The organism is Alloalcanivorax balearicus MACL04 (genome assembly GCF_025532145.1).
GTDB lineage: Bacteria > Pseudomonadota > Gammaproteobacteria > Pseudomonadales > Alcanivoracaceae > Alloalcanivorax > Alloalcanivorax balearicus.
Genome location: NZ_ARXS01000020.1, coordinates 46,006 through 61,534 on the forward strand (window position 1 = coordinate 46,006; position 15,529 = coordinate 61,534).

The following is a 15,529-nucleotide window of genomic DNA, read 5'->3' on the forward strand; positions in this document are numbered from 1 at the left end:
TATCAATTAGCTAGCGCGATTTAGGAGAAAAGGAGATCCGAGAAACAGACGTACCTTCCTTTTCAATTAGCACTTTCTTCTGCATCAGGGAAAGTGGCAATACTGCCCCCTGTCTGATTTTTGGGTTTTCCACCAAAGCGCATAGCATCGAAAGACGCTCAACTGTGGATTTTTGATGCTCTATCCAGCGATTGCTACCTGCATAGCCCTCGCTCTCCCCTTCTTGAGCTATCTTAAGAAGGGCACGAGACTCATCCAGCATTTTTCGTACACGCATGCCCTGACTCTCATCGCCCTTAATACAGACTAAATCTTCGCAATGAATGCAATCTCGATGCAGCGAACAGGGACTCATCGTGAAATCATGTACGCAAAAGCCGAGATCAGTCGTATGTGCGGTGGGAAACCTTAACTTCACAAAGTCTTCTCGTGAAACAGGCATGTTAGGGGAGATTTTAGCTAGCGACCCACTTATATTTTTCTCGTTTCCAGCCGCCTCACGTATCTGAGCCAACATATCTTGAGCCGACATGTGGTCATACACCTCGTTTTGTCGGATATCAATTCGGCCCGACCACTTTGCAATATCGAGCTGACTCATGCCGCCGCTTTGGGCTAATGTATTCAAATAATGCCTAAACTGATGACTGGTAACCTTTAGAGGGGAGCCATCCAGCGCAGCAAATCCCAGTCGAGTAAAAATTGACGGAAAGCCATGCCTAACTCTTGAGCCAAATCCTGAATTAATTTGATCTATCGTGACAGGTTCAATCATGCAACGATACGTCCCCCGCTGCATGTGCATTCCATTACGCTGAACAACGAATAGCGCGTCACTAAACCTCAAGGAATGCCCATGATCTACATAAGGAAATGAAGCCGGCAGATATCTCAATATCGCCCTCTCAACATCAGAAAACCGCGCTACATATCCTGTACCCATACTGATAAGGGACACTTTATTATTTTTGCACCATTGACGCGACGAACTCTCAGCACCGGACAACCCGATTATATCGGCCACTTCGAGCATGGATAAATCTTTGTTTCGTAAATATTCCATCTCGTCTGGCAAATATAAGCCGTGAGGATTCTCTTCGTACCATATCGCAATGGTTCGTGCTTCTGATGTAACACGGCGAATTTTCTCAATCGCCTCTTGCACTACGGAAGCCATAGAGGGAATTAGCCACTTAGTTATCTCCCCAGTTCCCTTGCTGCCACTCCACCTCAAGCCATACACAAGATCATCGTCACCCGTTCCCTTCTCCCACACCTCACAATCATGCGCTAAAGACAACACTTCATTAACGCGATCTGGAGCTGCACATAGGATTGCAGCCACGGACGAAAACAGCACATCTGGAGGGCTCAACGCCATCCGAAAAATTTTCGGTAATGCATCCAACGCCTCCTGCGACGGTATTTTCTGCAGCCTCTTGACTTCAAACTCTTTACCAATCCTAACAGCATCACCAGGCCGAGGAAGACTGTTCCTCCAGGAAAACCTGACTGAGGTTAGTGTATTTTCTGACAGGAAATCTGCGGCCATTTCCAGTTGACCGGCAATTCTGTATGCCGTGGTCATCTTGTATCTCTCGCTAATCATTTGACCTGCACGATTAAAATGTATCGGCTTAAGGTGCACAGGATTGCAACTGCTAGACTCGTTCAATGCAGAATGCAAAGCACGCAAAGCTGCCAAACGGAAGGCAATATTTTTTGTCGGCCTGACTCCGTGCATATAGCGGATATACGACTTAGAAAAAGACAGAAATGGCTCACTAAAAGGTTGAGGATCTGACTGTTCCATAGTTTCCAATGTCGAGAATATCAATCGATGCCTTTTCTTTCCGCGTCCCTTAATTTCCAGATACTCCGTCACGTCCCAAACCAAAGCATCAAAATCCAAATCCGTGCCAAACACCGTCAACAGGTCTCGACAGGAAGTTATAAATCCTCGCATATTCTGAGCGGCATCCAATTCAGGGCGAGGTTGAAAAACGATAATCTCAGCCATTTCTATCACCCTGCAACTGCTTACGACACAATAGGATCACCTCAGCCACCGCATAAATGGTTTGATCCTCAACTGCAGCTATACGCATATCTGCTGACTTGCCCAAACGCTCTCGTTCGGCCAACAAATAGTCTAAGACGGCTTCGTGAGGCCCCTCCCGCCAAGGTTGAAAGTCGCCGCAGGTGTAACAAGCCAGGGGAGCCAACGCCTTGCAGAATCCGTAGCTACCGCAGCTCCCCATGGGTTTGGCGTCGATAACCGGACTCGTAATTCTGCTGCTGGGGTCACCGCCACGCTCAGCGTCCTGTTCTCGATCCACAAGTTTCCCAGCAAACGCTTGTGCCAGAGGCGCGATATACAACGCTATTGCTTTGTCAATGCGCTTAACGATATCGGGCAGCGCTTCAATATACACACCAACATTCTGTGTATCTGTGTGATCCAACAGTGCGGCAATCGCTAACTCGCCATAGCCCTCCTGCGCAGCTCGCGTCCCTGTTGTGCGACGGAAACGGTACGTCGTTAGATTTATGAATTTTCCGGTACGTGGCGAAATCACCCGCAGACGATTTGCTATTTTCGTGAGGTGTGCACCTAGTTCCTGTGATGTCTGATGAAGCTCAAAACCAGGCAAATAATTATGCCGTGCATGCAATGGATCGGGAAAGAGAGGACACTCTTCTACATCACTGATAAAAATAGAATATTTTTTCCTCACCTCCTCAGCATGAGCCCACACATACCCTCCCAACTCGGGATTGAGCAGCTTATTTGTGAACTGCGACCTCGCCAATTGCAATCTCTGTTTTGCACGAGGCATTCTCAGCAGGTAGCTTATTAGTCCATGCTCGGTCTCAATACGACAAACATCGCAAACCTTGAGAGAGGCATACTGGACAGGCCTTTGCCCTAACCCCATTACCAGCAGAAGCAGGGCATAGTCGGATAGCTGTAGGGTTTTATCTTCGTATGTCTTCTTCATGGCAGAGGACACCATCTGAAACTCTATGTCATTCAAAGGGCCATGGATAGGATCAGAATTAAGGATAGATTTCCCCTTCTGCATTCCTGGATTCCTTAAATCGGACAGCAGTTTAGCGGCAACCTCCGTCACACCAGGAAGGTTCAAGCCCACCCATTTCCTAAGCAATGTCGACAGCACCCCAAACTGCCATTTCTTGCTTACAGGCAAGCTTGCTCGATAGCTAATCAATGCATTCTCATCAATCGACTCCAGTATCGAGCTTGTATTTTCTCTAACAAATATACAAAATTTACGAAACCCACCTAAATGCGACATTGCTGATGATGAGGCTCGGTCTTGCATATACCAAAGCAACGTTTTCTTTAAGCTCGTCTTTAGTAAATCAGATATTGGAAGATCGTCGAAGTTCAGACGAACATCATTCACGGCATCCCTGAATTTCCACACTCCCTCTCGCGGATTAAACGCAACACCGGAACGCGAATACGCAATCTCGGGAAGAAGGCCAGAATCCACATTGTTAACGTGAGATATGGCTGTACTATGCATCACGGCCTCCACCGATTACACGAGCCTGCATCGACAGGGATATTTTTTCTGCTACCTTTCTCGTATGCCGTCTCGTATACGTAGCGGCTGTTCCAGAGGTTTCAGACCATCCCATGAGGTAGGATCGATATTTTCTCTCTTTGTCCTCGGGCACTTCATTTTTATCCATTTGCCGTGAAAAATTGTCATTCCATGTGTGACGAAGAAGATGAGCAAATAGCAGTACAGGCAGATCATTTCCGCTGCTTCTAAGCACCTTGAAAATTTTGTCGAACGCGGGGATGGAAATTGGCTTTCCGGTATCCACTGTGACAAATAAGAAATCATGCCTTCGAGCGCCCTCCAATCTGCGCCTAAAGTTCATGATATATTCCTGCGTTTTTTTCAATAAATCTTGATCAACGCTCAGCACCCGAGCCTTTGTTTTTACATTTGGCTGATTTTTCCTGGGGTCCTGTTTGTCATCGGCCCTCCTGTGAATCGTGACCTGCCCCTTTCGAAAATCTATATCACCAATGCGAATTCCCAGCAACTCTCCTCTGCGCACCCCCAGGCGATACAACCACTCGATGATTAGTTGATTGCGTACTTTTGCACCCCAGTTGCGCCAAGGATTTCCCGGAAACCAAGGATCAATAACTTCCAATAATCGCCTCTGTGCCTCAAGGCTAAGCCCTTCTCGCTCTAGGACCTTCCCACGCAGATCAATTCTGGGACTCCGTGCTCTCAGCGCATTTAAGGTACGCTGAAAGGATGTTTCTAGCATCTGACGTAAATTTGGATTAGCCCTAATTCGGTCTATCCTGTCGAGCATCAGCCACTCAAAATAGTTACAGATTGCCTGTATGCGCGTAGCCGCCAAATGTGGAACAACGCTTTTCTGCCGACGCATATCGGGGCTTTTTCTAAACCGTTCCAAATTGCCTATTCGAAACCCCGGAGACAAAGAATCTGCAGCAGCGTTGTTTTGATAGGCCTCGCGCATTTGCAGCCTGCAATTTTGAATCAGCTCATCCACCTCATGCATGTGAAGCGTCTCGCCTTCAGAAATTCTGTAATCAAGATCAATCCCGTGCTGATCAAGGAATACATAGAAGAGCGCCAGAGCCCGCAGATGCGCCTCAAGCGTTTTGGTTGCTCTATTCTTTGCGCGCAGCTCCGTCAGGCTATACAGCGTGGTAGCCCACAAGGGCATGCCATCACGTGTCAGCAGGGGGAAGCGCTCCCCATCTGCTTTAACCACCATTACGACACGATAAGACCTTGCTTGCATATGTTTAAGAGGTTGTCCTTTCGATAAGACAGAACACTAAACATATGTTGTTTACACTGCAAATACAGTACGCCTTACTAAGACTTGAGAGATGTGGGCAATTTACCTGCCAAAAAGAAAAAACCCAGTAGCTTCAACGAGCTACTGGGTTTTGTTGACACTCAAGAGAGTGGTAAGCCTTAGAACGGGATATCGTCGTCAAAATCGTCTGCCGGGCCGCCGAAACCACCACCTTGGCCGCCACTGCTCTGGCCACCGCCCTGGTTGTAGTCATCGCCGCCCTGATCGTAACTTCCTTGCTGCTGACGGGGCGCCCCGCCGCCCTGGCGGTCCCCGCCACCGAAGCCGCCACCGCCGTCACCACGGCCGTCCAACATTTGCATTTCGTTGGCGACAATCTCGGTGGTGTAGCGGTCCTGGCCATCCTGCCCCTGCCATTTACGGGTACGGATCGAACCTTCGATGTAGACCTTGCTGCCCTTCTTCAGGTATTCACCGGCGATCTCGCCGAGCTTGTTGAAGAACACCACCCGGTGCCATTCGGTACGTTCCTGCATTTGACCGGTCTGCCGGTCCTTCCAGGTTTCCGAGGTGGCCAGGCGGACATTGGTCACCGCCCCGCCACTGGGCATGAAGCGGGTTTCCGGATCGGCACCCAGGTTGCCGATCAGTATCACTTTATTCACCCCTCTCGCCATGGCCTTTCACTCCCTCAAATTCGACGGGCCGCCCTGCGGCGGCGTAACTGGATAAACAGGTATTCTGTCAGTTTTGCCCTTCGGCGGCGAGGGCCTGGAGCGCGCGCTCGTCAAGCAGCTGGTTATCCACCTTCAGCAGGGCCAGATGCTTCTCGGCGACCACCACCGCTTCCAGCACGCCAGGCACGGCACGCAGCCGCTCCACCGTATGGCGCGGGTCGTCAGCGGGGTTCAGCTGAATGACCCGGTTATCGAGCTTTGGCAGTTCCTTCATGCCGACCAGACGCCACAACCAGAACAGCGCCATGGCGGCGCACCCATAGAAAACCGCCTCGGCGCCCACCCACTGAAACAGGGCACCGCCCAGTTGACCGCCGATGAACACGCCGAGGAACTGGCTGGTGGAATACACGCCCATGGCGGTGCCACGGGTGCCGGCCGGCGCGGCGCGGCCAACCATGGAGGGCAGCAGGGCCTCCAGCAGGTTGAAGGCCATGAAATAGACAAACAGGGCCAGCACGAAGTGCCACAGGGTCTCGCCCGCCACCGCCAGCAACACCTCGGCGACGATCAGCAGAGCCACCGCCGCTCTTTTGATCGGCACCGCGCCACGGCGCTCCGCGGCGATGATCAACGGAATCATGGCCAGGAAACCGGCCACCAGAACCACCAGGTACAACAGACTATGCTGATCCAGGCTCAAACCGAGCCGGGTTTGCAATAATTTGGGCAGCACCACGAAGGACGCGGTCATGGTCAGGTGCAACACCAGGATGCCCAGATCCAGACGGCGCAGGTCCGGACTACCGAGCACTTGCCGGAACCGCTGCGATGGCGGCAGGGCCTCATCGAGCATGACCTTGGGCGCCGGCACCCGCAACGCCACCAGCAACGCCACGGCACCGAGCGCCACGGTCAGCCAGAACAGACCGCTGAGCCCCAGCCAGTGAGCCAGCAGCGGTCCCAGAATCAGCGCCAGAATAAAGGAACCGCCCACCGACATTCCGATCAGGGCCATGGCCTTGGTGCGGTTGCGCTCGCTCACTACATCGCCAATCAACGCCATGATGACGCTGGCAATGGCGCCGGATCCTTGCAGGGCGCGCCCCAGGATGACGCCGTATATGGTGTCGCTGAGCGCCGCCACCACCCCGCCGGCCATGAACAGGGCCAGGCCGATCAGCAGCATCGGGCGGCGCCCGAAGCGGTCCGAGAGCATGCCAAAGGGGATCTGCAGACACGCCTGCATCAGGCCGTAGGCGCCGATGGCGGTACCAATCAATAGTGGCGTGGCGCCCTCGAGCTGCCCACCGAACACGGCGAAGATCGGCAGGATCATGAACAACCCGAACATGCGCAGGGCAAAAATCGCGGCCAGAGAGCTGCTGGTACTGATTTCCGTGCGCCGCAGGGCGGCGGTGGACTCGTCCGTCATGGTGATTGGCAACCGGTGCGACTGGTTAGGGGGCGGCAAGTGTATCAGATTCCCCCGGCACCGGGCGGGGACAAAACGTCTCGGCGGTCCCCTGGTCAAGCTCGAACCTGTAAAACCTTGTCACTTAAGGCAATAGCAAATTGAACCGCCCCGCCAGGGGTGATAGATTTTTGCACAATACGGTATTTTTCGTAGCCACTCCGATAGCCTCAGCGCATCACGGAAGACTCCATGGATAAAATCCCCGCTCAGAAGGTGTACGTGGTTGGTAACCAGCACCTGCAAAACGCCCTGCTTACCGAGTTTCTCGCTAAGGAGTCCATTCCCGCCACCGCCGTGAAAACGGTCGACATGGTAGCCGAAGACGATCTCGCAGGAGCGGAGCAGAACCTGTTCCTGGTGGATTACCACTCGGTGGACGTCAACGACGTCATCAATCACCTCCTGGCCGTGGATCAGCGCCTGGATTGCGACGTGCTCACCGGCGTCTTCAATGTGGACGACGATGCTTCCCTGTCGCGCCTGGCCGGGCTGCCGATGGTCAACGGCGGTTTCCTGCACGATTGCCCCCAGGGTCTGCTGACCAAGGGCATCAAGGCGATCTTCGAAGGCGAACTGTGGTTCCCGCGTAAGGTGCTGCAGCAATACCTGGTGAAGAGCCGCGCTTTCAACAAGACCTTCTCACGCAGCGAGGTGAACCTGACCGATCGCGAAGTGGAAGTGCTGAAGGTGATGGCCACCGGCGCCAAGAACTCTGAAATCGCCACTGCTCTGAACCTCAGCCCGCACACTATCAAGACCCACATCTACAACATCTTCAAAAAGATCAACGCCTCCAACCGCCTGCAGGCCGTGAACTGGGCCCAGGAAAACCTGTAATCCGCCCCGGCTGACACGCATCGGCGTGTCGGCCCTTTCGACGGCATTGCCGTCCGGCCGTTCATTTCTTTTCTCCTTCATATCATTTCCCCTATACTCCACTGTTCATTTTGACAGTAGGTGGCAGTACCCATGGATACCATTCTGGTGCGCGGTGCCCGTACCCATAACCTGAAAAACGTGGATCTGGACATTCCACGGGACAAGCTGGTGGTGATCACCGGCCTGTCCGGTTCCGGCAAATCATCGCTGGCGTTCGATACGCTCTACGCGGAAGGGCAACGCCGCTATGTGGAGTCACTGTCCACCTACGCCCGGCAGTTCCTGTCGATGATGGAAAAGCCTGATGTCGACCACATCGAAGGGCTGAGTCCGGCGATCTCCATCGAACAGAAGTCCACCAGCCATAACCCGCGCTCCACCGTGGGCACCATTACCGAGATCTACGACTATCTTCGTCTGCTGTTCGCCCGGGTGGGCGAGCCGCGTTGCCCCGAGCACGATACGCCGCTGGCGGCCCAGACCATCAGTCAGATGGTGGATCAGGTGATCGCCATGGAAGACGGCGCCCGGCTGATGCTGCTGGCGCCGGTGGTGCGGGAGAAGAAAGGCGAGCATCTTCATCTGTTCGATGAACTGCGTGCCCAGGGCTTCGTGCGGGCGCGGGTGAACGGCCTCATCTACGATATGGACGACACCCCCACCCTGGACAAAAACAAGAAGCACACCATCGAAGTGGTGGTGGATCGCTTCAAGGTTCGCCCGGATCTGCAGAACCGTCTGGCCGAATCGTTCGAGACCGCCCTGCACCTGGCGGATGACATCGCAGTGATCGCCCCCATGGACGGCAAGGGCGATGAAACCACCTTCTCCGCCAAGTTCGCCTGCCCGCACTGCGGCTACTCCATCCCGGAACTGGAACCGCGCCTGTTCTCGTTCAACAACCCGGCCGGCGCTTGCCCGAGCTGCGACGGTCTTGGCGTCAAACAGTTCTTCGACGAGGACAAGGTCATCACCAGTGATGAACTGTCTCTGGCCGAGGGCGCGATTCGCGGCTGGGATCGCCGCAACGTTTATTACTTCCAGATGCTCACCTCTCTGGCGGACAGCCTTGGCTTCGATATGGACGTGCCGTTCAAGAAGCTGAGCAAAGCCGTTCGCAAGAAGATCCTCTACGGTACCGGCAAGGAAAACGTGGAATTCCGCTACCTCAACGACCGCGGAGACATCATCAGCCGCAACCATCCGTTCGAGGGCATCATCCCCAACATGGAGCGTCGCTACCGGGAAACCGAATCGGAGGCGGTACGCGAGGACCTGGCCACTTACCTGTCCACGTCCACCTGTCCGAGCTGTCACGGTTCCCGGCTTCGGGAAGCCGCCCGGCATGTGTTCATCGACGAGATCACGCTGCCCCAGGTGGTACGCATGGCGGTGGGCAAGGCGTTCGACTATTTCGATCAGTTGAAACTGGCCGGCAGCCGGGGCGAAATCGCCGAGAAGATTCTCAAGGAAATCCGCGATCGTCTGCAGTTTCTGGTCAATGTCGGCCTGGACTATCTGACCCTGGAGCGCAGCGCCGAGACCCTGTCCGGCGGTGAGGCCCAGCGTATCCGCCTGGCCAGCCAGATCGGCGCCGGCCTGGTAGGGGTGATGTATGTGCTCGACGAACCCTCCATCGGCCTGCACCAACGCGACAACGAGCGCCTGCTCAGCACCCTGACCCGGCTGCGTGATCTCGGCAACACCGTGCTGGTGGTGGAGCATGACGAGGACGCCATTCGTATGGCGGACCATGTCATCGACATTGGCCCCGGCGCCGGCGTGCACGGTGGGCAGGTTGTGGCTCAGGGCAAGCCGGAAGACGTGGCTAGCAATCCACGGTCCCTGACGGGCGATTATCTGTCCGGCCGGCGCGCCATTGCCGTGCCAAAAAAACGGGTCGCCGCCAACGACCGCTGGCTGGAGCTCACCGGCGCCAGCGGCAATAACCTCAAAGACGCTCATCTCAAACTGCCGGTGGGCCTGTTCACCTGCATTACCGGCGTCTCGGGTTCCGGCAAGTCCACCTTGATCAACCACACCCTGTACCCGGTGGCCGCTACCCGCCTGAACAAGGCCACTACCCTGCGCGCGTCTCCGTACCGGGAGATCAAGGGTCTGGACCACTTCGACAAGGTAGTGGATATCGATCAGAGCCCCATCGGCCGCACCCCGCGTTCCAACCCGGCCACTTACACCGGCATTTTCACACCGGTGCGGGAGCTGTTCGCCGGCACCCAGGAAGCCCGGTCACGGGGCTATAAGCCCGGCCGCTTCAGCTTCAACGTCAAGGGCGGCCGCTGCGAGGCCTGTCAGGGCGACGGCGTGATCAAAGTGGAAATGCACTTTCTGCCAGACATCTATGTTCCCTGCGAGGTGTGCGAAGGCAAACGCTACAACCGGGAAACCCTGGAAATCACCTACAAGGGCAAGAACATCTACGAAGTGCTGGACATGACCGTAGAGGAAGGTCGTGAGTTTTTTGACGCAGTGCCGGCCCTGCAACGGCGTCTGCAGACACTGCTGGACGTGGGTCTGAGTTACATCAAGCTGGGCCAGGCCGCCACCACCCTGTCCGGCGGCGAGGCGCAGCGGGTGAAACTGGCGCGGGAACTGTCCCGTCGCGACACGGGCAACACCCTCTACATTCTCGACGAACCCACCACCGGGCTGCATTTCCAGGATATCCAGCTACTGCTGGACGTACTCAATCGGCTGCGCGACCACGGCAACAGCATCGTCGTGATCGAACACAACCTGGACGTGATCAAGACCGCCGACTGGATCGTTGATCTCGGCCCGGAGGGCGGTGACGGCGGCGGCGAGATCATCGCCGAGGGCACCCCGGAACAGGTGGTCAAGGTCAAAGCCAGCCACACCGGACGCTTTCTGAAACCTCTACTGGGGAAAAAATAAGGTTCATCGCGCTTTAGCGGAAAACGGCCTTACCCTCCATCAGAGACAGCGGAGCCGTGCCAGGCCTTTGCGGAACGCCGTGAAGCAGCGTCCCACAAAGGCCTGGCACGGTTCCACTTCGAGGTGACCGGCGACGAATACGGATGTCCTTTCCACCGCGAGCAAACCACCACACCGGGATGGAGGGCACCCTCTCCCTTTCCAGAAAGGTTCGTCGTTGTTGAAGCCCAGAACGCCGAAGTTCACTCGCAGCGGGTCTGGATGGAACCCCCTGCCCTGAAAGGCCCCTTCTCCCGGAGGATCGTGACGCAGTGCACACTTCAGACATCCGGTCCGGGCGGGGAGACGACGCTAACCGGATCGTCATAGAACACTTCTAGGTTGGGAAGTCCCCCCCAATAACTCAAGAAGGGAGTTCCCACCATGCGTTCGACCCTGACTCGTTCCATGCTTGCCCTGTCCCTGCTCGGTCTGGCTACCGCCGCTTGTGCCAACAACGGCAAAGGCAACGGTTATGGCCACGGTGCCGATCACGGTCCCGACCGCCACCGCCCTGCCCATGTCGCCGGCGCGGTGGAACTGGGGCCGCGCCCCTACTATCTGGTGGACGATATGGACCCGGGCCCGTTGAAGCAGCGCCTGCAGTCCTGTGCCGAGCGGAAACGCCCGCAACGGCGCACTGACTGGTCCATCGGCCACCGAGGTGCCCCATTACAGTTCCCGGAACATACCGAGGAATCCTATCGGGCCGCGGCTCGCATGGGCGCCGGTATTCTGGAATGCGATGTCGCCTTCACCCGGGATAAGGAACTGGTTTGCCGCCATTCCCAGTGCGACCTGCACACCACCACCAACATCCTGGCCACCGATCTGGCCGGCAAATGCAGCAGCCCGCCGGTGCCGCTGGGCAACGGAGAGTACGACTTCAGCAATGTGAGCTGCTGTACCAGTGATCTGACCCTGGAAGAATTCAAGAGCCTTGAAGGCAAGATGGACGCCGGCAATCCCGATGCCACCACGGTGGAGGAATACATGGCGGCCACACCGGGCTGGCGTACCGATCTCTACAGCCAGAACGGCACTTTGATGAGCCACAAGGAGAGCATTGCGCTGTTCCGGGAACTGGGTGTGAAGATGACGCCGGAACTCAAGGCACCCAGCGTCCCCATGCCCTACGACGGGGACTACACCCAGGAACAGTATGCCCAGCAATTGATCAACGAATACAAGGAAGCTGGCGTCTCACCACGCCAGGTGTTCCCCCAATCCTTCAATCTGGACGATGTGCTCTACTGGATCAGCGCCGAGCCGGCCTATGGCCGCCAGGCGGTTTATCTGGATGAGCGTGACAGCAGCGGGCTGGACCCGCAAAACCCCGGCACCTGGGAACCGGACATGGCCACCCTGGCCGGTCAGGGCGTGAATTATCTGGCGCCGCCGCTGTGGATGCTGGTCACCACCGATGCCAGCAACCAAATCGTCCCCAGCGAATACGCTCGGGCCGCCCGCGCCGCCGGCTTGCAGTTGATTGCCTGGTCATTGGAACGTTCCGGTCCACTGGCCTCGGGAGGCGGCTGGTATTATCAGAGCGTCAATGAGGCCATCAACAATGATGGCGACACGCTGACACTGCTGGACGTGCTGGCCCGGGACGTAGGGGTTGCCGCGGTCTTCTCCGACTGGCCCGCCACCACCACCTTCTACGCCAATTGCATGGGCTTGTAAGAACACCACGGGAGTCGGGCCAAGGCCTGGCTCCCGTTTGACACCTGCCAATGGCTGATTAACGGATCCCTACGTAGAGGGTGACCTTGTCGGTGCTCTCGTAGATCTCATAGTCCGTCTCGAAAGTCCTTTCCGGGGCGTCAGCAGACTCGAAATAGGCCCATACTCGCGCCCAGGTTTCCGGAACGATCTGGTCCAGTTGCCCCTGCCCTTCAAAAACCAGATAGTCGCCCGCATTGAGTACCGCTGTGATGTAGTCTTCCGGCACCTTGGCCTCGTCAGTGACTTCGACACCGGCCAGCACACTGTACTCGCCGTCCACGCCACTGCTGTACTCGGTGTAAACGCCATACACCGGGGAGCCCGCCGCCTTATCCGGAATCACCTCATTCAGTTTTTCGCTTTCAAAGCTTTGCCACAAGCGGGGAATGCGGGCGTCATCCGGCCGCATTTCAAGCTCATTGCTGGTGCGTATCTGGATGCCGGCGACAATTCGGCCGGGTTGTTTCACCACACGGGGCTCGGTCATAGATATCTCCATTACGACGTCGGCGTAAGCGGCGCCGGCTCTCCGGCCGGCGCCCCGTGGAAAGAAATCACAGCGCTTCCAGAATCGCCGCCATATCGTCGGCGTGCTCTTCCTCCTGGGCCAGGATCTCTTCCATGATACGGCGGGTGGTGGGGTCTTTGTCGCCCAGATAGGAGGCGATCTCACGATAGCTGTCAATGGCGATCCGCTCGGCAATCAGATCCTCGCGCACCATATCCTTGAGAGTCTCCCCTTCCACGTATTCCGCATGGGACCGGCTTTGCAGGCCTTCGGGGGAGAAATTCGGCGCCCCTCCCAACTGCACGATACGCTCGGCCAGCCAGTCCGCGTGCTGTTGTTCCTGCTGGGCATGTTCGAGGAATTCCGCGGCGGCGATACTGGCGTTCAATCCATCCGCCATATAGTAGTGCCGCTTGTAACGCAGCGTACAGACGATTTCCGTGGCCAGAGCCGCGTTCAACAGCTCGATCACCTGAGTACGGTCCGCGTTGTAACCTTCGGTCACGGCCCCCTGTTCGATGTGCTTACGGGCCCGCTCACGCAATGTTTTGATATCGGTCAGAAATGGTTGTTTGTCGCTCATGATACCTCCCTGCTGATTTCAGACATGGGAACCTGGGTCTGACTAGTGATGCTCCCCACCGTCGGGGAACACAAGAGGGAAGAACGCAAAATTGCGTAAAGTCAGGGCCCCGCCGGCCGCTCAGGTCAGCGTCTTCAGAGCCTCATCAAGGCTCGGAGAGAACCTCAACTGTCCCGGCTGCGGCTCCATACCGGCGCGGGCCAGGGTCTTGAGAGGCTGGAAGCCCAGATCCGCCACCACTACCTGACACCCGAGGGAGGCGCAACGATCGACAAAGCCCTGCAGAGCGGAAACACCGCCACCGTCGAGCACCGATACCCCATCCATATACAGCACCACACCGGACCGTCCGGCAGCCAGTGCGTCGGCTTCGGCGAAGACACGGTCGGCGGCGGCGAAGAACAGCGGTCCCACGATTTTGAGCACGCCCCACTGCGCCGGGACCTGGTAGTCCCGCAACCGGGGCGAATTGGTAATGTCGGAGATCCGCGTCATGGCGGCGATTTCACGCATGAACAACAAAGCGGCCAGCAGTACCCCCACGGTAATGGCCACCACCATATCCAGGAAGACCGTGAGGGAAAAACAGGTCAGGAAGACCAGCACCTCGCCCAGGGGAGCACGACGGAGCAGACGCACCGCCTTGTGAGCCTCACTCATGTTCCAGGCCACCATCATCAGCAGCGCCGCCATGGCCGGCATCGGCAAATAGACCAGCCAGGGCCCCAATGCCACCATCCCCAGCAGCACCACCAGAGCATGGATCATGGCGGCCACCGGCGACCTGGCTCCCGCTTTGAAATTGGCGGCGGACCGGGCGATCGCCGCGGTGGCGGTGATCCCGCCAAAAAACGGTGCCACCAGATTACCAATACCCTGCCCCAACAGTTCACTATTGGCGCTATGGCGCTTACCCGACATACCGTCCAGGACCACCGCGCACAGTAGCGACTCAATGGCTCCCAGCATGGCGATGGCAAAAGCCGCCGGCACCAGTTCCCGTAAAGACGCCCATGACCAGAGATGGCTGTCACCACCGCCAACACCATGATTCCAGGGCCAGTCGAAGGCCGGTAGTACCGATGGGATTCCGTACCCCCGGGAGCCATCCGGCAGCAGGAAACTGAAACGGGAGCCCAGGGTCTCCACCGGCAATTGGTAGCGGCTGAGCCCCCAGGCCAGCAGAGAGCCGATCAAGACCGCAGGCAAATGAGCGGGCAGCGGCGTTCTAAGACGCGGCCAGAGGATCAGGGTCGCCAGCGTAACCGACGCCACCAACAGGCTGGGGCCATGCAGTCCCGGCAAGTACTGAATCAGCGCCGCCCACTTTTGCAGATAACCTTCCGGCGCCGGTCCGCTATTAAGTCCAAGGAAATCACTGAGCTGGAGGGTCGCGATCACCACCGCGATTCCCCCGGTGAAACCCAGCGTCACCGCCTGGGGAATGTATTCGATCAGCCGCCCCAGGCGGCACAGCGCCATCAGAAGCAGCATGACGCCGGCCAACACCGATGCCATCAGCAATCCGGGCAAACCGTGACTCTGCGCCACGGGATAAAGGATCACCACAAAGGCGGCGGTCGGGCCCGAGACGCTGAAGCGCGAGCCACCGGTCAAGGCAATCAGAAAGCCGGCGATAATGGCGGTGTACAGCCCGTGCTGGGGAGGCACCCCGCTGGCAATGGCCAGCGCCATGGATAAGGGAATGGCGATGACACCGACTGTGAGCCCGGCGACCAGGTCCTTTCTCAGCGCCTCCGCACCGTAGCCCTCCGCCACGCACTCCCGCAGCGCATAACCTATTTTCAACGAGAACAGATAGCGACGGTGCGACATAAGGATTCGATCCCATTGAAGAGAAATGAAATGAGCAT

11 protein-coding genes are annotated in these 15,529 nt (G+C 56.9%); 3 read left to right on the top strand and 8 right to left on the bottom strand.

The window, feature by feature from the left end; genetic code table 11:
- Positions 1–10: 10 nt before the first annotated feature.
- The 5 genes from MA04_RS15780 to MA04_RS15800 all read right to left on the bottom strand — a co-directional run bounded on the left by MA04_RS15780 (position 11) and on the right by MA04_RS15800 (position 6,960).
- Positions 11–2,020, bottom strand: coding sequence for an integrase (locus MA04_RS15780; RefSeq protein WP_013743910.1), 2,010 nt, complete (start codon positions 2,018–2,020; stop codon positions 11–13).
- On the bottom strand, positions 2,013–3,554 hold the full coding sequence (locus MA04_RS15785; RefSeq protein WP_013743911.1) for a site-specific integrase: 1,542 nt from the start codon (positions 3,552–3,554) through the stop codon (positions 2,013–2,015). The genes MA04_RS15780 and MA04_RS15785 overlap by 8 nt, the downstream gene beginning before the upstream one ends.
- Positions 3,547–4,827: a tyrosine-type recombinase/integrase gene (locus MA04_RS15790; RefSeq protein ID WP_013743912.1), complete on the bottom strand. Its 1,281-nt coding sequence runs from the start codon at positions 4,825–4,827 to the stop codon at positions 3,547–3,549. Before MA04_RS15790 ends, MA04_RS15785 begins: the two co-directional genes overlap by 8 nt.
- A gap of 179 nt (positions 4,828–5,006) precedes the next feature.
- Positions 5,007–5,525, bottom strand: a complete 519-nt coding sequence (gene ssb, locus MA04_RS15795) for a single-stranded DNA-binding protein (protein WP_022995824.1) — start codon at positions 5,523–5,525, stop codon at positions 5,007–5,009.
- Positions 5,526–5,592: 67 nt separating this feature from the next.
- Positions 5,593–6,960, bottom strand: coding sequence for an MFS transporter (locus MA04_RS15800; protein WP_163125788.1), 1,368 nt, complete (start codon positions 6,958–6,960; stop codon positions 5,593–5,595).
- Between the two features lie 231 nt (positions 6,961–7,191).
- Here MA04_RS15800 and MA04_RS15805 point away from each other — a divergent pair, with 231 nt between their 5' ends.
- From MA04_RS15805 to MA04_RS15815, 3 genes are all read left to right on the top strand, one after another.
- On the top strand, positions 7,192–7,839 hold the full coding sequence (locus tag MA04_RS15805; protein WP_014996079.1) for a LuxR C-terminal-related transcriptional regulator: 648 nt from the start codon (positions 7,192–7,194) through the stop codon (positions 7,837–7,839).
- A gap of 132 nt (positions 7,840–7,971) precedes the next feature.
- Positions 7,972–10,797 carry an excinuclease ABC subunit UvrA gene (gene uvrA / locus MA04_RS15810; protein ID WP_163125794.1) on the top strand — a complete coding sequence of 942 codons (2,826 nt, stop codon included), beginning with the start codon at positions 7,972–7,974 and terminating at the stop codon, positions 10,795–10,797.
- Positions 10,798–11,220: 423 nt separating this feature from the next.
- Positions 11,221–12,522, top strand: a complete 1,302-nt coding sequence (locus tag MA04_RS15815) for a glycerophosphodiester phosphodiesterase family protein (protein ID WP_163125796.1) — start codon at positions 11,221–11,223, stop codon at positions 12,520–12,522.
- Positions 12,523–12,580: 58 nt separating this feature from the next.
- On the opposite strand, the gene MA04_RS15820 is transcribed toward MA04_RS15815, so the two are convergent.
- The 3 genes from MA04_RS15820 to dauA all read right to left on the bottom strand — a co-directional run bounded on the left by MA04_RS15820 (position 12,581) and on the right by dauA (position 15,491).
- Positions 12,581–13,051 carry a GyrI-like domain-containing protein gene (locus MA04_RS15820; RefSeq protein WP_262461511.1) on the bottom strand — a complete coding sequence of 157 codons (471 nt, stop codon included), beginning with the start codon at positions 13,049–13,051 and terminating at the stop codon, positions 12,581–12,583.
- A 67-nt stretch (positions 13,052–13,118) separates the two neighbouring features.
- Positions 13,119–13,655, bottom strand: coding sequence for a ferritin-like domain-containing protein (locus MA04_RS15825; protein ID WP_163125800.1), 537 nt, complete (start codon positions 13,653–13,655; stop codon positions 13,119–13,121).
- 120 nt (positions 13,656–13,775) lie between these two features.
- Complete coding sequence (gene dauA / locus MA04_RS15830; protein WP_163125802.1) at positions 13,776–15,491, bottom strand: C4-dicarboxylic acid transporter DauA; 1,716 nt, start codon at positions 15,489–15,491, stop codon at positions 13,776–13,778.
- Positions 15,492–15,529: the final 38 nt, after the last annotated feature.

Coding starts and splice junctions, on each gene's coding strand:
- MA04_RS15825 (WP_163125800.1), bottom strand. CDS start 13,655: ATGAGCGACAAACAACCATTTCTGACCGATATCAAAACATTGCGTGAG.
- ssb (WP_022995824.1), bottom strand. CDS start 5,525: ATGGCGAGAGGGGTGAATAAAGTGATACTGATCGGCAACCTGGGTGCC.
- MA04_RS15780 (WP_013743910.1), bottom strand. CDS start 2,020: ATGGCTGAGATTATCGTTTTTCAACCTCGCCCTGAATTGGATGCCGCT.
- MA04_RS15785 (WP_013743911.1), bottom strand. CDS start 3,554: ATGCATAGTACAGCCATATCTCACGTTAACAATGTGGATTCTGGCCTT.
- MA04_RS15820 (WP_262461511.1), bottom strand. CDS start 13,051: ATGACCGAGCCCCGTGTGGTGAAACAACCCGGCCGAATTGTCGCCGGC.
- MA04_RS15815 (WP_163125796.1), top strand. CDS start 11,221: ATGCGTTCGACCCTGACTCGTTCCATGCTTGCCCTGTCCCTGCTCGGT.
- MA04_RS15790 (WP_013743912.1), bottom strand. CDS start 4,827: ATGCAAGCAAGGTCTTATCGTGTCGTAATGGTGGTTAAAGCAGATGGG.
- MA04_RS15805 (WP_014996079.1), top strand. CDS start 7,192: ATGGATAAAATCCCCGCTCAGAAGGTGTACGTGGTTGGTAACCAGCAC.
- MA04_RS15800 (WP_163125788.1), bottom strand. CDS start 6,960: ATGACGGACGAGTCCACCGCCGCCCTGCGGCGCACGGAAATCAGTACC.
- dauA (WP_163125802.1), bottom strand. CDS start 15,491: ATGTCGCACCGTCGCTATCTGTTCTCGTTGAAAATAGGTTATGCGCTG.
- uvrA (WP_163125794.1), top strand. CDS start 7,972: ATGGATACCATTCTGGTGCGCGGTGCCCGTACCCATAACCTGAAAAAC.